The 22090-nt window shown below is 66.3% G+C and carries 24 protein-coding genes and 1 pseudogene; 16 read left to right on the top strand and 9 right to left on the bottom strand.

The annotated features are described in order from the left end of the window. Positions 1-16: 16 nt before the first annotated feature. The 5 genes from ABIC16_RS02295 to ABIC16_RS02275 all read right to left on the bottom strand — a co-directional run bounded on the left by ABIC16_RS02295 (position 17) and on the right by ABIC16_RS02275 (position 2509). Positions 17-370: a flagellar protein FlgN gene (locus ABIC16_RS02295; RefSeq protein WP_354289892.1), complete on the bottom strand. Its 354-nt coding sequence runs from the start codon at positions 368-370 to the stop codon at positions 17-19. After that, positions 367-663: a flagellar biosynthesis anti-sigma factor FlgM gene (locus tag ABIC16_RS02290; RefSeq protein WP_354289891.1), complete on the bottom strand. Its 297-nt coding sequence runs from the start codon at positions 661-663 to the stop codon at positions 367-369. Before ABIC16_RS02290 ends, ABIC16_RS02295 begins: the two co-directional genes overlap by 4 nt. 62 nt (positions 664-725) lie before the next feature. After that, positions 726-1265, bottom strand: coding sequence for a flagella basal body P-ring formation protein FlgA (locus ABIC16_RS02285; RefSeq protein WP_354289890.1), 540 nt, complete (start codon positions 1263-1265; stop codon positions 726-728). Between the two features lie 6 nt (positions 1266-1271). Beyond that, positions 1272-1853, bottom strand: a complete 582-nt coding sequence (locus ABIC16_RS02280; RefSeq protein WP_354289889.1) for an OmpA family protein — start codon at positions 1851-1853, stop codon at positions 1272-1274. Continuing rightward, positions 1850-2509: a motility protein A gene (locus tag ABIC16_RS02275; protein ID WP_277970023.1), complete on the bottom strand. Its 660-nt coding sequence runs from the start codon at positions 2507-2509 to the stop codon at positions 1850-1852. Before ABIC16_RS02275 ends, ABIC16_RS02280 begins: the two co-directional genes overlap by 4 nt. A gap of 234 nt (positions 2510-2743) precedes the next feature. Here ABIC16_RS02275 and flgB point away from each other — a divergent pair, with 234 nt between their 5' ends. The 16 genes and pseudogenes from flgB to ABIC16_RS02195 all read left to right on the top strand — a co-directional run bounded on the left by flgB (position 2744) and on the right by ABIC16_RS02195 (position 16322). Then, positions 2744-3100: a flagellar basal body rod protein FlgB gene (gene flgB, locus ABIC16_RS02270; RefSeq protein WP_354289888.1), complete on the top strand. Its 357-nt coding sequence runs from the start codon at positions 2744-2746 to the stop codon at positions 3098-3100. 3 nt (positions 3101-3103) lie between these two features. Next, positions 3104-3514: a flagellar basal body rod protein FlgC gene (gene flgC, locus ABIC16_RS02265; protein WP_354289887.1), complete on the top strand. Its 411-nt coding sequence runs from the start codon at positions 3104-3106 to the stop codon at positions 3512-3514. Positions 3515-3516: 2 nt separating this feature from the next. Then, positions 3517-4203 (top strand): flagellar hook assembly protein FlgD, encoded by a 687-nt coding sequence (locus tag ABIC16_RS02260; RefSeq protein ID WP_354289886.1) that lies wholly within the window; start codon positions 3517-3519, stop codon positions 4201-4203. 41 nt (positions 4204-4244) lie between these two features. After that, entirely contained in the window at positions 4245-5492 is a 1248-nt protein-coding gene (locus tag ABIC16_RS02255; RefSeq protein WP_354289885.1) for a flagellar hook protein FlgE, read from the top strand. A gap of 23 nt (positions 5493-5515) precedes the next feature. Beyond that, positions 5516-6259, top strand: a complete 744-nt coding sequence (flgF, locus tag ABIC16_RS02250; protein WP_277970028.1) for a flagellar basal-body rod protein FlgF — start codon at positions 5516-5518, stop codon at positions 6257-6259. Between the two features lie 11 nt (positions 6260-6270). Continuing rightward, a complete protein-coding gene (flgG, locus tag ABIC16_RS02245) occupies positions 6271-7059 on the top strand; it encodes a flagellar basal-body rod protein FlgG (protein ID WP_354289884.1) in 789 nt (262 codons plus the stop codon). An 11-nt stretch (positions 7060-7070) separates the two neighbouring features. Beyond that, the gene (locus ABIC16_RS02240; protein ID WP_277970030.1) at positions 7071-7748 is read left to right on the top strand and encodes a flagellar basal body L-ring protein FlgH; all 678 of its coding nucleotides are present in this window, start codon (positions 7071-7073) and stop codon (positions 7746-7748) included. A gap of 11 nt (positions 7749-7759) precedes the next feature. Further along, positions 7760-8854, top strand: coding sequence for a flagellar basal body P-ring protein FlgI (locus ABIC16_RS02235; RefSeq protein ID WP_354289883.1), 1095 nt, complete (start codon positions 7760-7762; stop codon positions 8852-8854). Next, the gene (locus ABIC16_RS02230) at positions 8851-9225 is read left to right on the top strand and encodes a rod-binding protein (RefSeq protein WP_277970032.1); all 375 of its coding nucleotides are present in this window, start codon (positions 8851-8853) and stop codon (positions 9223-9225) included. Before ABIC16_RS02235 ends, ABIC16_RS02230 begins: the two co-directional genes overlap by 4 nt. Beyond that, the gene (flgK, locus tag ABIC16_RS02225) at positions 9222-10562 is read left to right on the top strand and encodes a flagellar hook-associated protein FlgK (protein ID WP_354289882.1); all 1341 of its coding nucleotides are present in this window, start codon (positions 9222-9224) and stop codon (positions 10560-10562) included. The genes ABIC16_RS02230 and flgK overlap by 4 nt, the downstream gene beginning before the upstream one ends. A gap of 20 nt (positions 10563-10582) precedes the next feature. Further along, entirely contained in the window at positions 10583-11497 is a 915-nt protein-coding gene (gene flgL / locus ABIC16_RS02220) for a flagellar hook-associated protein FlgL (protein ID WP_277970034.1), read from the top strand. Positions 11498-11669: 172 nt separating this feature from the next. Beyond that, the gene (gene motA / locus ABIC16_RS02215) at positions 11670-12533 is read left to right on the top strand and encodes a flagellar motor stator protein MotA (RefSeq protein ID WP_242138179.1); all 864 of its coding nucleotides are present in this window, start codon (positions 11670-11672) and stop codon (positions 12531-12533) included. Position 12534: 1 nt separating this feature from the next. After that, complete coding sequence (locus ABIC16_RS02210) at positions 12535-12891, top strand: hypothetical protein (RefSeq protein WP_354289881.1); 357 nt, start codon at positions 12535-12537, stop codon at positions 12889-12891. Further along, entirely contained in the window at positions 12891-13796 is a 906-nt protein-coding gene (locus tag ABIC16_RS02205; protein WP_354289880.1) for a flagellar motor protein MotB, read from the top strand. Before ABIC16_RS02210 ends, ABIC16_RS02205 begins: the two co-directional genes overlap by 1 nt. After that, a complete protein-coding gene (locus tag ABIC16_RS02200; protein WP_354289879.1) occupies positions 13796-15175 on the top strand; it encodes a glycosyltransferase in 1380 nt (459 codons plus the stop codon). The genes ABIC16_RS02205 and ABIC16_RS02200 overlap by 1 nt, the downstream gene beginning before the upstream one ends. Positions 15176-15184: 9 nt before the next feature. Beyond that, positions 15185-16322: pseudogene (locus ABIC16_RS02195) on the top strand (GNAT family N-acetyltransferase). 15 nt (positions 16323-16337) lie between these two features. Here ABIC16_RS02195 and ABIC16_RS02190 read toward each other — a convergent pair. From ABIC16_RS02190 to ABIC16_RS02175, 4 genes are all read right to left on the bottom strand, one after another. Then, the gene (locus ABIC16_RS02190) at positions 16338-17954 is read right to left on the bottom strand and encodes a hypothetical protein (protein ID WP_354289878.1); all 1617 of its coding nucleotides are present in this window, start codon (positions 17952-17954) and stop codon (positions 16338-16340) included. Between the two features lie 89 nt (positions 17955-18043). Next, positions 18044-18766: an acetoacetyl-CoA reductase gene (gene phbB / locus ABIC16_RS02185; protein ID WP_277970040.1), complete on the bottom strand. Its 723-nt coding sequence runs from the start codon at positions 18764-18766 to the stop codon at positions 18044-18046. 38 nt (positions 18767-18804) lie between these two features. Further along, positions 18805-19818: a ferrochelatase gene (gene hemH / locus ABIC16_RS02180; RefSeq protein WP_277970041.1), complete on the bottom strand. Its 1014-nt coding sequence runs from the start codon at positions 19816-19818 to the stop codon at positions 18805-18807. Continuing rightward, positions 19818-22070 carry a xanthine dehydrogenase family protein molybdopterin-binding subunit gene (locus ABIC16_RS02175; protein WP_354289877.1) on the bottom strand — a complete coding sequence of 751 codons (2253 nt, stop codon included), beginning with the start codon at positions 22068-22070 and terminating at the stop codon, positions 19818-19820. The genes hemH and ABIC16_RS02175 overlap by 1 nt, the downstream gene beginning before the upstream one ends. Between the last annotated feature and the right edge of the window lie 20 nt (positions 22071-22090).

Raw genomic sequence — 22090 nt, 5'->3', positions numbered from 1 at the left:
GCTGTGAGAATGCCGCTCAGGCGAACGCCGCCAGCCCCATTCCCGCGCGATACACGCTCCCCGGTGCCGCCCCCATCGCCATTCCCGCCGAACCGGTCAGATTTTGCAGGCGGCGGCGAACATTTGCCGCCATCAGGTTGACGTAGATCCGGCACGTGTCGTTCAGCCGCTGCGCTTCCTCGGCGAGCGCACGGGTTTCCGTCTCCGGAGGCGCATCCCCGAACGCGGCAACCGCTTCGATCCGGATCAGCTTGTCGGTCGTCGCTTGTTCCAAGGCGCGGACGTCGTTGGTTTTCAGCGCCGCGATCTCGGCATGGAGCGCTTCGATCACCGCGATCAAGGCATCACGGCGCGTGGCGGGAGACGTCATTTCGAGGGGCTCCAGTTGAGCTTGAGCGCGAGCATCCGGTCCGCAATCGTGTCCGGCGTGATGGGATAGGTGCCGTTGCGCACCGCGCGGCGGACATCCTCGACATGCTGGCTGTCGACCGGCACGCCCTTGCCGGTTTCGGACGCAATTGCCGACAATTCCAGTTGCTGGGTTGCCGTCGTTGCCGGCTTGGTCGCGGCACTGGCCGTCGACGCGACCGATCCGGTCGCCGCGACGGCTGGCACGGCCAGCCGCTCGGGCATTGAGACAGTCTTGGATCCGATCGCGTCCACCACATCAGCACCTTTGGAAGAGATGACGGAAGGTATAACGACCGGCTTCGGCAAAGCTTAAATCATTCTGACCAACCCGGCAGCGTGGCGCTCCCCGCAGCGATCGCGACCGCCTGGACGGGGTTCTTCTGATCGTCGACCTTGACCATGAACCGGCCGCCGACGACCGCATCCCCGACCGCAATGCCTTCGCGCGTGATCGAGAATCCTGACGATCCCGCACTGATCGTCACCGGATCGCCGCGCTTGATCACATAGACGGGTCGGATCGCGGCGGCCGATATGCCGGGGGTGATCACCAGCGGGGCAGCCCCCTTGGGCGCAACCGCCGCCTGCTTGACCGGCACGAACAAGCGCCATTCCGGGCCGGTACAGGTGACGACCACCGCATCGTGGCTTTCGGTGCGCCACGCCATCGACACCATCGGGCAGGTGGCGAGCTTGAGCCGCCCGTCGACCGGCGTCCGTGCGCCGCCTTCATTGCCGACACCGTGGCCGGTGAAGGCGGCGACGGCGCGGTCGATCGCGCCCGTATCCTGGAACGGGGCGGCGGACAGTGGACTGGCGACGAGCCCGAGGAGGAGCAGCGGCAAGCGGCGCATGGGCAATCAGATCCTTGTCGGTTGGGCAGGAGGAACGGCAACCGGTGCGGCAGGCCTTTGCCGGTTGCCGGCAAATCCCGTCGTCACACTGACGCCGCGGCGGCCAGCGCGGCCGGCAGCGGTGATGGTGATGCGATCGGGGGCGACGCCGTGGGCGATCAACATCCCGACGACCGCGCGCGCGCGGTCTGCAGCCAGGACGGCGCCGCTCTGCGTCACGCCGTCGACATCGTCAGGCGAGCCGTCCACCGTCCCCGTCACGGCAACCATCGCGCGGGGATCGCGGAGCGCGTCGGTCGCCCACGCGACCAGCGGCGCGACCGGCCCCGACACCGCGGCAGATCCGATCGCAAACCCGCCGAGCGCGCTTGCGGAAACCGGCATCGGTGCGGGCGGCACGCTGGCAGGCGTGTCCATCGCACCGAACCCGGCACGAATGCCCCGCGCGAGCGTGCCGCCGTCCAATTGCTGGTTGGCCTGAATGAAAACGAAGAACGCGACCAGCAGCAACGCGAGATCAGCGAGCGTCATCAGCCAGGCTGGGCGCGCAGGGGCGGCGTCGGGCATATCGTCGTCGTACGGAATCATGCCGACTGCGCCACGGCGAGCGGACGGCGGGGCTGCTCGCGCGTCGCGAGCGCGATCAACGGCGGTTCGAGTCGCAGCCGCTCGACCGCTTCGTCGCGCGCGATCCGCCGCAGCCGTGCCGCGATCGGCGCGAGCACGAGATTGGCGAGGAGCGCGCCGTACAAGGTCGCCAGCAACGCCACCGCCATCGACGCGCCGATCGCGCGCGGGTCCTGCATCTTCACGAACATGCCGACCAGGCCGATCAGCGTTCCCACCATGCCCATCGCGGGGGCGGTGTCCGCCGCGCCCGACCACAGGTCTGCGATTGCCGAAGCGCGTTCGGCCCGCGCGCGGCGGCGCTGGCGGAGCAGTTCGGCGATCTCTTCCGGAGCGTCGCCATCGACGATCGCCGAGACGGCGGCGGCGATATCCGGGTCCGCGATCACCGACCGGTCGAGCGTCAGCACGCCGTGCCGCTTGGCGATCCGCCCCAGCGCCCCGATCTGATCGAGCAACGGATCCGCGGCAAAGCGCGGCGCGCCCAGCATCCGCAATCCGGCAACCCCCCGCCCGAGGTCGCGCGCCGGGGTCCGCAGCACCGCAGCGGCCAGAGTTCCGCCGACGACGATGGCGAAGGCGATCGGATCGAGGAAGGGGGCAAGGGTAAAGGACATCGGAGCGGGCACTGCAAGCGGCGGGCCAATCTGGTAAACGGATGTGTATCGACGGTCCCGTGCACCTCCCCCGGCGCCAATTCCGGCGCCCCGTGCAGGACCGGCAGCCGCTTTGCCGCCGCCCGGCAAGGGTTTGCCGCTTTGCCTGCGTTGCACGGGTCAACCGACGCAACATCGCATTTGGCACGACCTTTGCTGATCGACCGGCGCGCAATCATGCGCTGGAGACGGGCAATGCCCAGCGAAGGACTGTTCGGGGTACATGGCGCGGCACTCGAAGTGCGATCGCAGCGCATGGGTGTGCTTGCGTCGAACATCGCGAACGCCTCGACCCCCGGGTTCAAGGCCCGGGACATCGATTTCAACAGCGCGTTGTCGACTGCGGAGTCCGCAATGGACACGGGCGGGAACGCCAGCATCACCGGATCGATGCGCTATCGCACCGCGCAGCAGCCCTCGCTCGACGGCAATACGGTCGAGCTGTCGACCGAGCAGACCGCCTTCGCCGAGAATGCCGTCGCCTATCAGACGACGCTCTCCTTCCTCAACGGGCGGATCGGCCAGATCACCCGCGCACTGAAGGGCGAATAAGCCATGGCCGATCAGCCGCTTTCCATTTTCCAGGTCGCCGGGCGTGCGATGTCCGCGCAGCTCGTGCGGATGAACACGACCGCATCGAACCTCGCCAACGCGGGCGCGGTGACGGGCAGCGAAGACACCGCGTACAAGACGATCAAGCCCGTCTTCCGCACGCAATATGACAAGGCCTCGGGGCTCGCCACTGTCAATGTCGAGAGCATCGTCACCGCGGGCGAAGGCGCGACTAAGGTCTACGATCCGTCGCACCCGCTTGCCGACAAGGACGGCAACATCTGGCAGTCGGGCGTCGATGAAACGCGCGAGCTGGTCGACATGATGGAGACCTCGCGCAGCTACCAGAACAACGTCGAGGTCATGCAGACCGCCAAGTCGCTCATCCTCGATACCCTCAAACTGGGACGCTGATCATGGCCTCCACTTTCGATTCCACGCTGACCAGCCTCGGCATCAACGCGACGACCACCGCCAAGGCAAATGCCGCGAAGACCACCTCGTCGCAGTCGCTCGGTGCGTCGGACTTCCTCAAGCTGATGACCGCGCAGCTCAACAACCAGGATCCCTTCGCCCCGACCGACAATACGCAGATGGTCGCGCAGCTCGCGCAGATCTCGAGCACCTCGGGGATCGCGGAAATGGGAACGACCCTGAAAGCGATCCAGGACAAGCTCGGGGCAACGACTGCGGGCGATGCGCTCGGCTATGTCGGGCGCACCGTGCTGACCGAAGGCTCGACCGCCTATGCGCGCGCAGCGGGTGGTCTCGCGGGCGCGGTCGAGCTCGACAAGGATGCGACCGGCGTGACCGTTTCGATCCGCGATGCCAACGGCCAGACGCTCAACACGCTGTCACTCGGCGCGCAGAAGGCCGGGACCGCGACCTACGACTGGGACGGCAAGGATGCCAGCGGCGCCTCCGCCGGGAGCGGCCCGTTCACCGTCTCGGTGGGAGCGGCCGACGGCGGCGAAGCCGTTACCGCGCGCAACCTCGTCTGGGCCCCGGTCGCCGCGGTTTCGATGCCCGCAACGGGCAGCCCCATGCTCACTTTGCCCGGTATCGGGCAAGTCGCCACCAGCGCCGTCCGTCAGGTCGGCTGATCCCCCTCCCCGCTTGAACTCGAAACGCACAGGAGCCCCCCATGTCCTTCTACACCTCGCTCAGCGGCCTGCAGGCAGCCCAGACCGAACTGTCCACCGTGTCGCACAACCTTGCCAACGTCGGCACCAACGGCTTCAAGAAGAGCCGGACCGACTTTGCCGACGTCATCGCCTCGAGCATCACGACCGATCCGACCAAGCTCGTCGGGTCGGGCGCGGTGGTGAAATCGAACCGGCAGCAGTTCAGCGTCGGCAACCTCAAGACGACCGGCTCGTCGCTCGATCTCGCGATCACGGGAGACGGCTTCTTCTCGGTCAAGACAAGCGGCGTCAATTCCGCCACCGCCTATACCCGCAACGGCGCGTTCCAGATCGATCCCGCGACGCATAACATCGTCGATGCGCAGGGGTCCGCACTGCTCGGCTATCCGGTCGACGCCAAGGGCAACACCACCGCCACCGGCGCGGACGGTCTGATCCCGCTCAACTTGCCGGAAACCAACGGCACGCCAGCGGCGACCGGCAACGTGGCGCTCAAGGTCAACCTCTATGCCGCGGCATCGGTGCCGACCGCGACGTTTACGCCGACCAATGCGTCGAGCTACAACAACTCGACCGCTACGACGATCTACGACTCGGCGGGCAAGGCGAGCACACTCACCAACTATTACGTCCACTCCGGCAACAACGCCTGGACCGTCCACAGCTTCGTCGGCGAACAGGAACTCAAGGTCAGCGGTTCCACCTCGGGCACCCCCGTCACCTTCGACGCTTCGGGCAACATCTCCGCCCCGTCCAGCCCGATCACCTATGACGCGTTCAACCCGATCAGCGGCGGCGTCGCGCAGACGCTCAAGCTCGATCTTGCGGGGACGACGCAACAGTCCAGCCCGTTCTCGGTCAACGCCCGCGTCACCGACGGTGCTTCGGTCGGCGAACTCGCGGGCGTGTCGGTCGACAAGCAGGGGATCGTCTCGGCCAACTATTCGAACGGCGACACGGTCGCCCTCGGCAAGGTCGCGCTCGCCAATTTCGCCAACCCCACGGGCCTGCGCCAGACCGGCAACAGCTATTGGTCGGCAACCGGCATCTCGGGCGGCGCGGCGCTTGGCGCGGCGAACGAGAACGGCTTCGGCTCGCTCAGCGCGGGGACGCTCGAAGGCTCGAACGTCGATATCACCGAGGAACTGGTCGATCTGATCGCCGCGCAGCGCAACTTCCAGGCGAATGCCAAGGCGCTCGATATCAACGGCCAGATTTCGCAGACCATCTTCAACATCCGCAACTGACCTGAACCGAGCGGGAGCAGGATATGGACAAGCTGGTCTACACGGCGGCGACGGGGCTCAAGGCGCATCTCGCGTCGCAGGCCGCGATCGCCAACAACATGGCGAACGCCTCGACGATCGGCTTTCGCGCCGACCGCGTCGTGTTCGACCGGCTGTCGCTCAAGGGCTCACCGCTCGAAACACGCGAGCCGACCTCGGCGGACGTGCTCGACGCGGATCGCGCGACCGGCGCGATCCAGCAGACCGGCCGCTCGCTCGACGTCGCGATGACCGGCGACAGCTGGCTCGCGGTCCAGTCGCCCGACGGGAAGGAAGCCTATACGCGGCGCGGCGACTTGCAGGTCGCGGCCTCAGGTGTGCTCCAGACCGGCGACGGTTTCCCGGTGATCGGGTCGGGTGGCCCGATCACCGTGCCGCCCGCGCAAAGCATCTCGATCTCGGCGGACGGCACCGTGTCGATCGTCCCGATGGGCGGCGACGCACGCAACCCGGAGGTGCTCGACCAGCTCAAGCTGGCGACGCCGAAGGGCACGACCACGGTCAAGGGGCTCGACAATCTGCTCTACGTCAAGGGCGGCGGAACGCTGCCGCAGGACATGGACGCGAAGGTCGAGAGCGGCGCGCTCGAGGGATCGAACGTCAACATGACTCAGGCGCTGGTCGACATGATCGAGAACCAGCGCAGCTACGAGGTCCAGGCCAATCTGATGAAGTCGGCCAAGGACATGGACGAAAGCGCCGCATCCGTGATGCGGCTTCCAGGCTGAAGGAATAGACGATGGGCAGTGCAGCCATGCATATCGCGCGGACCGGGCTTGATGCCCAGGACATGCGCATGCGAGTCATCTCGAACAACCTCGCGAACGTCAACACGACCGCGTACAAGAAGGATCGCGCCGCGTTCGAGACGCTCGCGTACCAGACAGTGACGGCACCCGGAGCGCCGAGCACGTCCGAGACGAAATATGCGACCGGGCTCAACCTCGGCACCGGCGTCAAGATCCAGGGTACTGCGCGGATCGACACGCAGGGGTCGTTCCAGTCGACCAACAACAGCCTCGACCTCGCGCTCGACGGTGACGGCTATTTCCAGGTCCAGATGCCGGGCGGCGCGCTCGGCTATACCCGCGCGGGCAATTTCTCGCGCTCGCCCGAGGGCCTGATGATCACCAGCGAGGGCTATCAGGTCCAGCCCGGCATCACCGTCCCGCAAGGCGCGACCGCGATCACGATCGGCACCGACGGGACCGTCTCGGCGACCGTCCCCGGCCAGACCACGCCAAGCGAACTCGGCCAGATTCAGGTCGCGAGCTTCCCCAATGCGGCGGGACTGCTCAGCAAGGGGGACAATTACCTGATGGAGACCGCCGCGAGCGGTGCCGCCAACCTCGGCGTCGCCGGGCAGGACGGGCGCGGCAACGTCCGCCAGGGGCAGCTCGAAGGGTCGAACGTCAACGTCGTCGAGGAGCTGGTCGACATGATCGAAACCCAACGCGCGTATGAGGTTAATTCAAAAATGATCTCCGCGACCGACGAAATGCTCAAATATGTTAATCAAAATATCTGATGGCTAGAGTCATGAAGCCGTTCGCCATCCAGCTGATCGTCGGAATTGCGTTGTTTTTGCCCAGCGCGGCCGAGTCGCGCGTGTTCGGCAAGAAGGCGCCGCCGGTCGATTTCTCGTCGGCGATGCCCGAACCGGCGCTGACGCCGGTGGTGGCGACCGGGTCGATCTTCCAGGTCGAGGACGGGTATGGCGCGCTGTACGAAGGCACGCGCGCGCGGCGCGTCGGCGATCCGGTCACGATCGTTCTGGTCGAACGCACCGCCGCCTCCAAATCCGCCAGTTCGAAGCTCGATTCGTCGGGCAATCTCGCCTTCACCCCACCGACCACCGGACGGCTCGCGCTGTTCCAGGGCACCGATATCGCGACCAGCGGGAACCGTGGGTTCAAGGGAACCGGCGGCGCGGATCAGTCGAACACGCTGTCGGGCGAAATCACCGTCACGGTCAGCCGCGTGCTGCCCAACGGCACGATGCTGGTCCAGGGGCAGAAGCGCGTCACGCTCAACCGCGGCGACGAGTTCGTCCAGATCAAGGGCCTGATCCGCACCGCCGACATCGACGCGAACAACCGCGTCCCCTCGACCCGCGTCGCCGACGCGCAGATCGCCTACACCGGCAAGGGCGATGTCGCGCGCGCCAGTCGGCAGGGCTGGCTCGGCCGGTTCTTCTCCGTCGTGAGCCCGTTCTGAGGATGCGCCCGATGTTCCGCCTCCTGCTCGCAGCCCTGGTCTCGCTGCTCGTCGCTGCCCCCGCGTCCGCTGACCGAATCAAGGATCTCGGCGGGTTCCAAGGGATTCGCACCAACCAGCTGACCGGCTACGGCGTCGTCGTCGGCTTGCCGGGCACGGGCGACGACAATCTGGAATACACTATCCAGTCGATGAAGGCGGTGACGTCGCGCTTCGGGCTGCAACTCCCCGCGAACGTCAACCCTGGCCTCAAGAACGCCGCGGTGGTGATGATCACCGCCGAACTCCCCCCCTTCGCCAAGCCCGGCCAGAAGCTCGACATCACCGTCGCCTCGATGGGCAAGGCCAAGAGCCTACGCGGCGGCGCGCTGATCCTAACGCCGCTGCAGGGTGCCGATGGACAGATCTATGCGATGGCGCAGGGCAACCTCGCGGTCGGTGGCCTTGGCGCCGAGGGCAAGGACGGGTCGCAGATCGTCATCAATATCCCCTCGACCGGCCGAATCCCCGAGGGCGCCACGGTCGAGCGCGCGGTCAAGACCGGGTTCGAGAACACGCCCGCGCTGACCTTCAACCTCGCGCGTGCCGACTTCACCACCGCGCAGAACGTCGCCGGTTCGATCAACGCGCGCTTCGGCAGCGGCGTGGCACAGGCGGTCGATGCCGTCTCCGTCTCGGTCCGCGCCCCGATCGGCGGCGACGTCCGCGCGACCTTGATGAGCGAAATCGAGAACCTCAGCGTCGTTTCGGCCGAGCCGCCCGCCAAGGTGATCGTCAACGCGCGCACCGGCACCGTCGTCATCAATTCCGCGGTCCGCGTCAGCACCGCCGCGATCACCCACGGCAAGCTCACCGTCCGCATCGACGAGAACGAACGGATCAGCCAGCCCGCACCGTTCAGCCAGGGCCAGACCGCCAAGGCACAGAAATCCGGCGTCGTGGTCGATGAAGAGAAGCGCCCGATGTTCCTGATCTCGCCCGGTCCTAAACTGTCGGACGTGGTCAAGGCGATCAACGCGATCGGCGCGTCGCCGGCCGACCTGGTCGCCATCCTCGAAGCGCTCAAGGAAGCGGGCGCGTTGAAAGCGGAGTTGATCGTCTTGTGAGCGACGTTCCTGCCCTTCCCCCGGTCAACGCCCCCTCGGCGGTCGGCGGTATCGCAACCGATACCAGCCGGCTGTCGAACCGTGCCAATCTGGAGGCGGCGGGGAAGAAGTTCGAGGCGGTGTTCACCGGCATGATGGTCAAGGCGATGCGCTCGACGCATCTCGCCGAGGATGGACTGTTCGCATCCAAGGGCATGGATACGTTCAAGGAAATGCAGGACACGCAAGTCGCGCAGAACATGGCCGCACATGCCCCGCTCGGGATCGGCAAGGCAATGACCGAATTCCTGGCGAAATCGCAGGCAGGCGTCGAAGCCGGGTTGCAGGCGGCCCGGACACCTGAAGGCAGCAACGCGGCGAAGACGCCATGAGCGACATGCTGAGCATCGGCGCAAGCGGCGTCCGCGCGTATCAGACCGCGCTGAGCACCGTTTCCGACAATATCGCGAACGCTGCGACGCCGGGCTATGCCAAGCGCACGTCGACCCTGTCCGAGATCGAGCCCGCCACCGGAATCCATTCCGGCGGCGTCGCGGCGACGGGACAGGGCGTCGTCGTTTCGGGGCTCACGCGCTCGGCGGACGTGTTGCGCGACGCCGATGTCCGCACCGCCGGCTCGGACGTCGCGCGCAGCGACACCAGCGTGGCCTGGCTCGACCGGATCGAGACCGCGCTGACCAGCAATCAGCTTGGCGCGCGACTGACCGGCTTTTTCAACGCGACGAAGGCGGTCGCCGCGGATCCCACCGCGACCACCCCGCGCAGCGCGATGCTCGAGCAGGCAAATGCGGTCGCAGGATCGTTCCGCGCAACCGGCAAGGCGCTCGACCTGCTGGACACCAACCTCGATTCGACCGCGTCGGCGGCGGTCTCGACGCTCAACACGCTCGGCAGCGCGCTGGCGAAGGTCAACGAAGGCATCGCGCGCATCAAGGGCGGGTCGGCCGCGGCTGCGGCCCTCACCGACCAGCGCGACTCGATCCTCGAACAGATGAGCGCGGTCAGCAACATTTCGGTGTCGCTCGATGACTATGGCCGCGCGACCGTGAAGCTCGGCGATGCGGGTGGCGCGACGTTCGTCTCGGGGCCACAATCCGATTCGCTCCAGGTCGCGCGCGGCACCGATGGCGTGATTGCATTCACGCTTCAGCGGTCGCAGGCCACGGTCAATCCGTCCGGCGGTGCGCTCGCAGGCATCGTCGAGGCTGGCCAGCGGATTTCGGACACGCGCCTCAACCTGAACACGATCGCGGTCGCCTTCGTGCGCGACGTCAACGCGATCCAGCAAGGCGGCGACACGCTCGATTCGCAAAAAGGCGCCGCATTGTTCGCCGCCTCCCCCAAACCGACCGACATCACCGTGATGCTGACCAATCCGGGCGATATCGCCGCGGCCACCACCGGTAAGGGTCCGCGCGACAACGGTAATCTCGGCAAGCTCGATGCGCTGCGCACCAGCGGCGCGTTCGAGGGTCAGACCACCGCGCTCGTCTCGAGCAACGCCTCGGCGCTTGCCGCGCGCAAGCAGGTCGCGCTCGCGCAAGGTGCGATGCGGGACAATGCGGTCGCCGCGCGCGACGCCGTGTCCGGCGTAAACCTCGACAGCGAGGCGGTCGATCTGCTGCGCTTCCAGCAAGCATACCAAGCGTCGAGCCGCGTGATCCAGGTCGCCAAGGACACGCTCCAGTCGATCCTCGACATCCGCTAGCCCCGAGACGGACCCAGCCCATGCAAATCGGCACCAGCCTGTTCTACGATCGTACCTCGGCGCAGATGACCAATCTGTCGACGCAGACGAGCACGCTCAACACGCAGATCGCGACGGGCAAGAAACTCAGCGCGCCGTCGCAGGATGTCGTTGCGTACAATCGGCTGGCGTCGATCAAACAGGCGACGGCGGATCAAGCTGCCTATTCCGGCAACATCAGTCTCGCCAAATCCCTGTTGCAACAATCCGATTCGACGCTGACGCAAGTGTCGACGCAATTGCAGCGCGCCTCCGAACTGACGCTGCGCGCCAACACCGGCACGCTCAACGACGGCGATCGCAAGACGATCGCGATCGAACTCAAGAGCATCCTCGACGATCTCGTCAACCTTGCGAATACCAGCGATGCGCGCGGGCAACCGCTGTTCGGCGCCGCGACCGGGACCAAGGCGGTGGTGCAGGCCGCGGACGGGAGCGTCACGCTCGGCGGCACGGGCGAACTTCCCGCGATTCCGGTTGGCGACGACACCGCGGTCACCGCGACCGACAGCGCCGAGCGCGTCTTCGGCAACATCCCGACCAAGGCCGGCGGCAAGACCGACGTCTTTGCGGTGCTGTCCGATTACATCGCCGCGCTCGATGCGGGCGGGGACGTATCGGCATCCTCGGCAACCGCGATCGACGGATTGAACGCCGCCCAATCGCAAGTCAGCAACGTCCAGGGATCGGTCGGTGCGCGCGCCGCGCGACTCGACATCGTCTCATCGCAAGCCACCGATGCCGCCGCCGCGCGCGAGAGCGATCGTACCGAGCTGGAAGACACCGACCTTTCGGCGGCAATCACCGAATTGCAGAAGCAGATGACGATCCTGTCGGCCACCCAGGCGAGTTTCAGCAAGCTGAGCAGCCTGTCGTTGTTCACCTATTTGCGCTGATCTTTTCCCGGAGGCGGCAATTGCTTCGGCCGAGCGTAATTAACGTCAGCGCTGCGCTGGTTAACCGTTTTGCTACTGAATCACCCTAGACCGAAAGTGTAGCGGCCGATGCGGGTCGCAAGCGTCGTGCAGCAACGTCAATTGCAGCGTTTACAGGGGCATAGCGCCACTCATGTTTCCCGCAATCGGTCTTGTCGTCCTCCTCGTGATGATCTTCGGCGGCTTTGCCATTACAGGCGGCGCGCTCGGCCCGGTCATGGAGGCGATTCCGCACGAAATGCTGATCATCGGCGGCGCTGCGGTCGGCGCGCTGATCATCGGCAACTCGATGAAGGAACTGAAGGCGCTTGGTGGCGGCTTCATGAAGGTCTTCAAGGGCCCGAAATACAAGAAGCAGGACTATCTCGACGTCATCTTCCTCGTGTCGAAGCTGATGAAGATGCTCCGCACCGAAGGCCCGATCGCGCTCGAGCCGCATGTCGAGGATCCGAAATCCTCTGCGGTCTTTGCGGAGTATCCCCGACTGCTGTCCGACCATACGCTGATCAACCTGATCGCGGACACGTTGCGGCTGGTCGTCGTCTCGTCGGGCACGCTTGATGTCCATGCGGTCGAGGACGTGATGGATAACATGATCAAGACGCACCACCACGAGGTCGAAGGCCCACACGGGACGATCTCGAGCCTCGCCGATGCGCTTCCCGCGCTCGGCATCGTCGCGGCGGTGCTCGGCGTGGTGAAGACAATGGGCTCGATCGACAAACCGCCCGCGATTCTCGGTGCGATGATCGGCTCTGCGCTGGTCGGGACCTTCATGGGCGTGTTGCTGGCCTATGGCATCGTCGCGCCGCTCGCTAATCGGCTGAAGCAGGTGATCGAGGCAGACGGCGCGATCTATCACGTCGTCAAGCAGATCATCATCGCCTCGCTCCACGGCCACCCGCAGCCGCTCGTGATCGAAGCGGCACGCTCCGGCATCGCGCATTCGAACCAGCCGGGCTTCGCCGAAGTGTTCGACGGCCTGCGGGCGCGGTGAGGTGATGGCCACGCTGCAAATCCACGACATCAGTCGCCCAGGGGCTCCGGCGTTCCTGCCTTTTGCGACGGCAAAAGAAGAAGATCTCACGCAAAGCCGCAAAGCCGCGAAGCGGCCCGCACTCACTGCCCGTCCGGCACTCTGCCGAAGCGCCATTCCCGAGGCCAAGTCTTCTCTTTGCGCCTTTGCGCCTTTGCGTGATGAAACCCTTCGTGCGAAGGCCGATCGCGAACAGGGCCATCTAGGCACGAAAACCGAACGGGCGTTGTCGACCGACGGCGTCTATGCCGATGCGGTCTCTGCGCTCCGCGCGGTGGCGATGCTGTGTGATCCGGTCCTGCTCGGGAATCGCCGCTAATGGCCGCGCGCGCTCCGCATGGCACCAACCAGCCGCCCAAGATCATCTACAAGAAGATTTATATCGAGGGACATGGCGGACATCACGGCGGTGCGTGGAAAGTCGCTTATGCCGATTTCGTGACCGCGATGATGGCATTCTTCCTGCTGATGTGGCTGCTCGGCGCGACCAACGAGAAACAGCGCAAGGCGCTCGCCGACTATTTCTCGCCTACGCTCGTCCAGCTCAAGCAGAACAGCGCGGGATCGATGGGGCTGTTCGGCGGATCGTCGATCACCGACAAGGACAGTTACCAGCACAAGGCGTCGCAGACCGGCACGCGCGCGATGACCGTACCGATCGACGCGACCGGGGGCACGCAGGTCGGTTCGGGGCAAAAGGGGACGCTCAAGGATCGCGCGGCAATGTCTGCGGAGGATCGCAAGAACTTCGAGAAGATGCGTCGCCAGGTCGTGTCGTCGATGGCCTCGAGTCCGCAGCTCAAGAAACTGTCATCGCACGTTCGCTTCGTCCGCACGCAAAGTGGGCTGCGGATCGATTTGCTCGACGACGCGGATTATTCGATGTTCGATCTCGGCACCACGCAGCTCGAGCCGCGCGCCTCGGCGCTGCTCGGGCTGATCGCCGAATCGATCAAGGGGACCGCCAATCCGATCATGATCCGCGGGCATACCGACAGCCTCGGTTACGGTGATCCGCTTGCGATGAACAACTGGATGCTGTCGAGCGCGCGCGCCGAGGCGACTCGCCGTCGTCTGGCGGCGGGCGGCACGCCAGAGAACCGCTTCAACCGGATCGAGGGGGTCGCCGACCGCGAACCGATCATCCGCGACAACCCGTCCGACCCGCGCAATCGCCGAGTCGCGATCACGCTGCTGTACCGCGCCTCCGCGTTCGGCGAGTGATGTCCGCCACGCGCGCCCTGCGGTTGACGACCGCGGCCCTGTTCGCGGTGCTGGCGCTGTACGGTCTGACCTCGCTGCCCGATCTCGCGGCGCGTTGGGGACTCGGCTGGACCGGTTTGGCGGCCGTCGCTGTGTGGATCACCATCGCCACGGTTGGGGTCGCGATGCTGCGGCAAGCCCCGACGGTCGGACGCCTTGCGGTGCTGTTCGCGGTGATGCTGATCCTGCGGGCAGCCGTCGCCATGATCAGCGCGGACCGTGTTTCCCCCGGAGATCCGCACGCCTATCTGATGCTGGCGAAGGGCCTGCTCGCAGGGCGCGGCCTTTCCCTCTACGAACCGTATTTCGGCTCCGACTGGCGCGCGCTGTTTCCACCGGCCTATCCGGTGCTGCTTGCCGGATGGGGCGTGATCGCGGGCTTCTCGACGGGTTCGCTGCTCGCGCTGGGTACGCTGACCGATCTGCTGACCGCACGGATGATCGAGCGCCTCGGCGACCGGCTCGGCGATGCGACTGCAGGGCGGCGTGCGGCATGGCTATATTTGATCTGGCCCTCGGTGCTGTTCTCAGCGCCGCTCGCGCAGAAGGAATCGCTTTGCGTGCTGCTCGTGACGGTTCTGGCGCTGGTCTGGTTGACCCCGCGTTCCGGCTGGCGCGGGGCGATCACGCTGGGTGTTCCCGCCGGGGTGTTGGCCCTTACCCAACCCGGGGAAGCACCGATCGCCGCGCTGTTCGCGATCGTCCTGCTCGGGCAGATGCCGCGGTGGCGGATCCTGCTGTTCGGGCTTCGGGGTGCGATCGTCGCAGCCGCGGTCATGATGCCCTGGTGGGTGCGCAACTGGACGCTGTTCCACGCCTTCGTCCCGCTCACCAGCGCGAGCGGGGCGAGCCTGTGGATCGGGAACAACCCCAATGCGACGGGCAATTGGGAACCGCCCCCGCCCGCGCTCAAGGGCCTCCCCGAATTGGTCTATAATGCGCGTATAAAAGCGCTCGCAATGGCGTGGATCGACGGGCATCCTGCAGCTTTCCTGCGTTTGACTGCGGCAAAACTGGCGCGGGCTGGCGGAATCGGTGTGTTCGGAGTCACGCGACTGACGGCGATGCAGCCCACGCTCCCGCTCACGCTTGCCGCGTTGCTCTGGCCGGTTGCACAGCTTTCGCACCTTGTCCTGCTTGCCGGTAACGTGCTGCGCCACAGCCGTATTCCCATCCCGCTGCTGTTGTTGATCGCCGCCTGTGCGCTGCAATGGATGCTGTTCGGCGTCTGGTTCGAATTCGGCGAACGGCACCGCGAGTTCGCCACGCCAGTCCTGCTGCTCGTGTTATGCTGGGGGATCAGCGGGCAACCGGTTGAGAAGCGTGCCGCGAACCCCTAACTTGGCAACGTGAGCACCAACGCCGTCACCGCCCGCATCGCCGACGGCATCGCCGCAATTCCCGCGGCCGATTGGGATGCCTGTGCTGGCACAGCCAACCCCTTCGTAAGCCATACCTTCCTCTCGATCCTCGAAGCCTCCGACAGCGCCATCGCGCGCACCGGGTGGCAGCCGATCCCAATCCTCGTCGACGGTCCGGACGGCCGTCCCGCCGCCATCGCCCCAGCCTATGCCAAGAGTCACAGCCAGGGCGAATATGTCTTTGACCATGCCTGGGCGGATGCTTGGGAGCGTGCCGGAGGGAGCTATTACCCCAAGCTGCAGGTCGCGGTGCCCTTCTCGCCCGTCCCCGGGCCGAGGCTGCTGCTCCGCGACCCGGCTCAAGCCCCCGCGCTGATCGCGGCGATCGAGGCGGTCACCGATCAGCACCAGTTGTCGTCCGCCCACGCCACCTTCGTCTCGCCCGATCAGCTCCCTGCGTTCGAAGCAGCGGGCTGGCTGCTGCGCGAAGGCACGCAATTCCATTGGCAGAACGACGGCTACACCCGGTTCGACGATTTCCTCGACGCGCTCGCGAGCCGCAAACGCAAGGCCATTCGCAAGGAACGCAGCGCGGCGGTCGACGGGCTGACGATCCGCCACGTCAGTGGAGCGGATATCTCGGAAGCGGATTGGGACGCGTTCTGGCGCTTCTATCAGGATACCGGCGCGCGCAAATGGGGCCAGCCGTATCTGACGCGCAGCTTCTTCACGCTGCTCGGGCAGACGATGGCGGACAAGGTGCTGCTGATCTTCGCAGAGCGCGACGGTCGCACGATCGCGGGGGCGCTCAACCTGATCGGGGAAAGAGACGCTCTACGGCCGCTATTGGGGTTGCACCGAGGAAGTGCCGTTCCTCCACTTCGAGCTGTGCTATTACCAGGCGATCGACGCAGCGATCGCGCGGGGGCTCAAGACGGTTGAGGCCGGTGCGCAAGGCGAGCACAAGCTTGCGCGCGGCTATGTTCCCGTGCCGACCTGGTCCGCGCATTACATCCCGGATCGCAACTTCCGCCGCGCGATCGCGGACTTCCTCGCGCGGGAACGCGAGTCGGTCGAGGCGGACCAGGACTATCTCGGCGAACTGACGCCGTTCCGCCGCGGCTGAATTAGAACGTGGGGCTCAGAACGGGGCGGGCATCGGGCGCGAGCGCAGGCGGAGCGATTCGTCGCTGACCTTGATCCCCGGCGCGCCGTGATCGACGCGAAACAGCACGCTCGTCCCATCACGCCAGATCGGCACCAGCCCTTCGTTGAAGCGCGGATCGTAGGGCGGCGGGCGGATCAGCCACACATAATCGAACGCATCGCGCGGGAAGCGCGCCATCGCCATGTTGATCGGCCGCCACCATTCGCGCGGGCATTGCACGCTCGTCACGATCTGCGACGGATCGTGCGCGAAGCGGCGCGCGGGCAGATAGCGCGTGGTCAACAGCTGCGCGCCCGCCATCGACCATTGGTCGTTGGTATAGGCCAGCCGCCGCTCCAGCGCGATCGCGGGGAGATGTTCGAGCCGGCTCATCACCCACGGGTTGCCGCATTGCTCGCCGACGAACGATACCAGTCGCGCGCCGATCGGGACGCGCTCGAGCGCCTTCAACTCGCGGTCGTAATCGTTCGCGAACATCCAGAAGCTGACCGTCGTCGCCCCCGTCCGCGCGAGCACGAAGGCGAGCCCCAGGGCAGCCAAGGTCGCACTGCCGCGCATCGACAGGCCAGGCTTGGGGCGGAGCGCGATCACCGCGACGCCGAGCATGAACGGCGCGAGGCGCATGTCGGCATAGGCCGAACCGAACACGATACGGGGCAACAGGATGTAGACGAGCAGCAAAAACAGCGCGGATAGCAGCAGGTTGCGCGAATATTGAATGCTCGGGTCGCGGATCCCCTTGAACAGAATGAGCAGGACGACCGCGATCGACGCGATGTCGAAGGTCATCCAGCGGTCCTTGAAGGTCATCGTCAGCCAGCGCAGCTTGGCGCGCCAGTCGAACCAGTCCGCGGTCTGCCCGCCGACGTGTTCGCCGCTGCGCCACGCCACCATCAGCAGCAACGGCAACGCCAGCGGGAGACACCCCAGCCCGGCGTGGAACCCCGCCGTGATCCAGCTTTTGACACCATGCTGCCCGCGCGCGTCGTGCTGGCGGATCAGCTCTCCCGAAAACGCCAGGACGCCGAGCACGCCCCAGCCGAACGTGTGGCACAGCCACAAGGCGCAGGAAAACGGGACAAAAATCGCGGTGCGCAGCCGCAACCGCCCAAGCCGCCCCAACCGCAGCCACAACGCATAAGCGTTGAGCGCGATCGCCATCGACAGCGCGAAGTTCACGAAGCCGAACTGGATCGGGTAGCTATAGGCAATCGGCAGCGCGAACAGCGCGGTCGGCGGGATCCGCCCATGCACTTCGCGCGCGATCCACAGATAGCCGGTCACGACCATCAACGGGATCGTCATGATGATCAGCTTGACCGCGAGTTCCAGCCCGAACAGCTTGGACAAGGGGATGACGAGCAGGTCGATCCCGAGGTTGCCGATCAGCTGCCAGCTGAAATCATACCAGTCGCGGAGCCACGGGTGCTCGCCGATCTCGAGCTGGACACGATAGCGGCCCATGTGCCCGGGCAGATCGACCAGCGGGGCGATTTCCGGACGCAGCAGCGGGATCAGCGCGACGAGCGCCATCACCGCCACGAACGTGCGCGTCTGCCACCAATGAAGCGGTGCGGTGTCCCCCTGCATCCCGGGCCCTTACCGTGCCGGTCCGGGTCGAGACAAGCCGCGTTCGTCACGGTTGCCCCGGCCCGCGGCCGTGATCCAGCGCGATCGCATCAATACATGTGCTGCCCGCCGTTGATGCTCAGCGTCGATCCGGTGACGAAACCACCCTCTTCCGAGCACAAAAACGCAACGCCGCGCGCAATCTCGCTCGCCTGACCGAGGCGACCGACCGGAATCTTCGCGACGATCTTCTCAAGCACGTCGGCGGGGACCGCAGCGACCATGTCGGTATCGATATAGCCGGGCGCGATCGCGTTGACCGTCACCCCGGCGCGCGCGCCTTCCTGCGCCAGCGCCTTGGTGAAGCCGTGGATGCCCGATTTGGCGGCGGCGTAATTGACCTGGCCGTATTGCCCGGCCTGCCCGTTGATCGACCCGATGTTGACGATGCGGCCCCATTTGCGGTCGCGCATCCCCGGGAACACGCCCTTCGCCATGTTGAAGCAACCACCCAGATTGGTGTCGATGACTTCTTTCCAGGCTTCATAGCTGAGCTTCATGATCGTGCCGTCGCGGGTGATGCCGGCATTGTTGACCAGTACGTCGATCGGCCCGAGCTGTTCGGCGACCTGCGCGCAACCCGCCTGGCATGCTTCGTAATCCGACACGTCCCACTTGAACGCCGCGATCCCGGTCCGCTCGGTAAAGGCACGCGCGCGCTCGTCATTCCCTGCATAATTGGCCGCAACGGTCATCCCGGCATCCTTGAGGGCAAGGCTGATAGCCTCACCGATACCGCGGGTGCCGCCGGTTACGATCGCGACGCGTGCCATGCATTCTCTCCTGTGGATCTTCTAGTCCCACGCCCTTGCTATGCCGGGTTGGCCCAGCCTTCAAGTTCGCGTGCAAGTAAAGTGCGCAACATTTTGATACCGATATCACTCGCGTTAAGGCACGGAATATACGCGAAATGCGTACCGCCCTTCTCCTCGAAGCTCTCGCGCCCGCGGATCGCGAGCTCCTCGAGCGTCTCGAGACAGTCGGCAGAAAAGCCCGGCGCGAAGATCGCGACCTTCTTCACGCCCGTCGCCGGGAGCTCCTCCAGCGTCATGTCGGTCGCGGGCTCGAGCCATTTGGCCGGGCCAAAGCGCGACTGGAACGACACGATCAGCGGCTTGCCCAGCCGCTCGCCGAGCAACCGCCCGGTCTTCTGGCAATGGCAATGGTACGGATCGCCGAGTTCGAGCGTCCGCTTGGGCATGCCGTGGAAGCTCGCGATCAGCGCGTCGGGCTCAAAGTCGAGCGCGGCGACGCCTGCCTCGATCGATTCCGCCAGCGCATCGATATAGGCGGGATCGTCATGATACGGCGGGAGGGTGCGCAGCGCGGGCTGCCAGCGCATCTTGGCCAGCTCAGCGAACGCCTTGTCGTTGGCGGTCGCGGTCGTCGCGGCGCAATATTGCGGATACAGCGGCGCGATCAGGATGCGGTCGCACCCGGCGTCCTTCATCGCCTGCAACCGCTCGCCGATCGCGGGCTTGCCGTAGCGCATCGCCCAGTCGACCATCACGTCCGGCCCGAACGCGCCTTGCAGCGCGGTGCTCTGCGCCTTGGTGATCGCGGCCAGCGGCGAGCCGTCCGCGGTCCACACCTGCGAATAGGCGTGCGCGGATTTCTTGGGGCGGGTGTTGAGGATGATCCCGCGCAGGATCGGCTGCCACACCAGCGGTGAAATCTCGACGACACGACGATCCGACAGGAATTCGCCGAGATAGCGTTTGACCGAGCGGACGTCCGATCCGTCGGGCGTGCCGAGATTGGTCAGCAACACCCCGATCCGGCGTGGCTTTACCGGCGGATGACCGGCGGGAAGAACAGCTTGCATCACTTGGATCCCGGAACGAGCGGAAGACCGCGCAGACGATAGCCCGTAGCGGCTTGCAGCGCATTGGCAATCGCAGGTGCAACCGGCGGCACCGCGAGTTCGCTCACGCCCCCCGGATCGGCCTGGCTGGAAATCAGCTCGACTGTGATGTCGGGGGTGTCCGCAAGCCGTGGCAAGCCGAGATCGCCAAACCTGCGCACGTCGGGCATGCCGCGCGTGATGTCGGTCGATCCGCCGGTCGCGGCGGCCATGCCGAACAGCAATCCGCCCTCGATCTGCTGGCGGACGAGGTCCGGGTTGATCTGCCGCCCGCAATCGACTGCGGCGACGATCCGGTCGACGCTGACCGCTCCGCCTTCCCCGACATGCGCCTCAACCAGCACCGCGATATGACTGCCGCGAAAGCTGTGGCAGGCGATCCCCTGCCCGCTCCCCGAAATCCCGCCTTCCCATCCCCCCAGCGACGCGGCGGTCGACAGGCAGCGCGCAAGCCGCGCGTTGCCGCCGAGCAACCCGATCCGGAACGACAGCGCTTCGATCCCGCTCAGATGCGCGAGTTCATCGAGAAAACATTCGGTGAAGAAGGCGGTGTAGCTGTGCGCGCCCGAGCGCCAATGCCCGGTCGGCACGCCGATCTCGGCGGGGTGATGATCGATCGCATAGGCCGGGATCCGATATGGCGGCGCGGCGCCGGCGACCGCATAGGGGTCGCCCGGCGGCGTCAGCGCGAGCGCAGTACGAAAGCCCGGATCGTGCGCAAACAGGCGTCGGGCAATATCCTGTCCCGTCGCAGGCGCGGCGATCCGCGTGCGCCACCCGAGGATCTGTCCGTTCGCACCGAGCCGCGCCGCCATGCGCGCCATGGCGGGCGGGCGGAAACGATCGTGGAGCAAATCCTCGACGCGCGACCAGGTCAACTGGACCGGGCGCCTGAGCTTTACCGCGAGGACCGCCGCCTGCTCGGCGCAGCGGGAGTCGAGGTTCGCGCCGAACGATCCGCCGATCAGCATGGGATGGACGACGACCTTGTCGGCAGAGATACCCGCCGCCGCGGCTGCGGCAGCGCGCGCCATCGCAGGCGCCAGCGTCGGCAACCACAGTTCGAGCCGCCCGTCCGCAAAGCGCGCGGTCGCGCTCATCGTCTCGATCGCGGCATGGACCGCGAGACCGGCGCGATACTCAGCGGTGACGGGTCGCGCCGCCGTAAGCACCGCCTCCACGTCACCCACCGCTTCGATCCGCTTGCCCGGCGCATCGAGCGCTGCGCGCAAGGCGTCGTCGATCGTCGCGCTGGTGACGATGGGACCGCGCGTCTCGAACCGTGGCGCGAGCGCGTCGAGCGCGCGGTTGGCCGCCCACCAGCTGTTGCCGATCGCGGCGACCCAGCGATCGTTCGTGACGACCTGCAGCACGCCCCGGATCCGGTCCGCCGCCGCGCGATCGACTCGCAGCAGTCTGGAGTCACCGATCGGTCCCTGGCGGATGCTGGCAAAGACCATGTCGGGCAACCGCACGTCGCCCGCAAAATTGGCCGACCCGTCGACCTTGGACGGCGCATCGAGGCGCGGCAGCGACTGACCCGACAGGCGGCTGTCGTCGTCGTTGATCCGCATCGGCAACGCCTCGGGCAGCGTTCCGCCGGCGGCTTCGGCGGCGAGATCGGCGAAACGGAGCCGATCCTTGTCGTGGACCACGAAGCCCGCCTTGGTGTCGCACGCCTGCCAGTCGACGCCCCAGCGCGTCGCGGCGACCTTGCACAACAGCACGCGCGCGGCGGCGCCCGCCTGCCGCAGATCGTCCTCGAACGCGCGGATCGAGCTCGACCCGGCGGTGAGCATCGTCGTCGTGGCAATCGCGTGCGCATCACGCCAACGCCCGACGAGCGTCGCGTTGCTCGTCTCGAACAGGTCGTTCGCGCCGAGCGGGTTGGCGTAGAGCGGGTTGAGCGGTGCTGGCTCGACCGCGACGGTGCGCCAGTCCGCGCCGAGTTCGTCCGCAACGATCTGCGGCAGCGCGGTGTAGACGCCCTGGCCGTGCTCCGCCTGCGGCACGGCGACGGTGACATGGCCGTCGTCGCCGATCTTGATCCACGCGCCGAAGATCGTCTCGCCCTTGTCGGCGGCCAGATTGGGGAGATAGCGCCGCGGCCACACCGCCCACGCCAGCACCAGCCCGACCCCCGCGCCGCCCCCGATCAACAGTCCGCGACGAGTGACCGCGGACGAACGCGATGGGGGAAGACGGTTGCGCATTGCGGTTGCTGTATCGTGCC

It is taken from the genome of Sphingomonas sp. PvP055 (assembly GCF_040546365.1).
Lineage (GTDB): Bacteria > Pseudomonadota > Alphaproteobacteria > Sphingomonadales > Sphingomonadaceae > Sphingomonas > Sphingomonas echinoides_A.
Note: the sequence above shows the minus strand (reverse complement) of the source record. Positions and strands in the feature narration are given on the sequence as shown.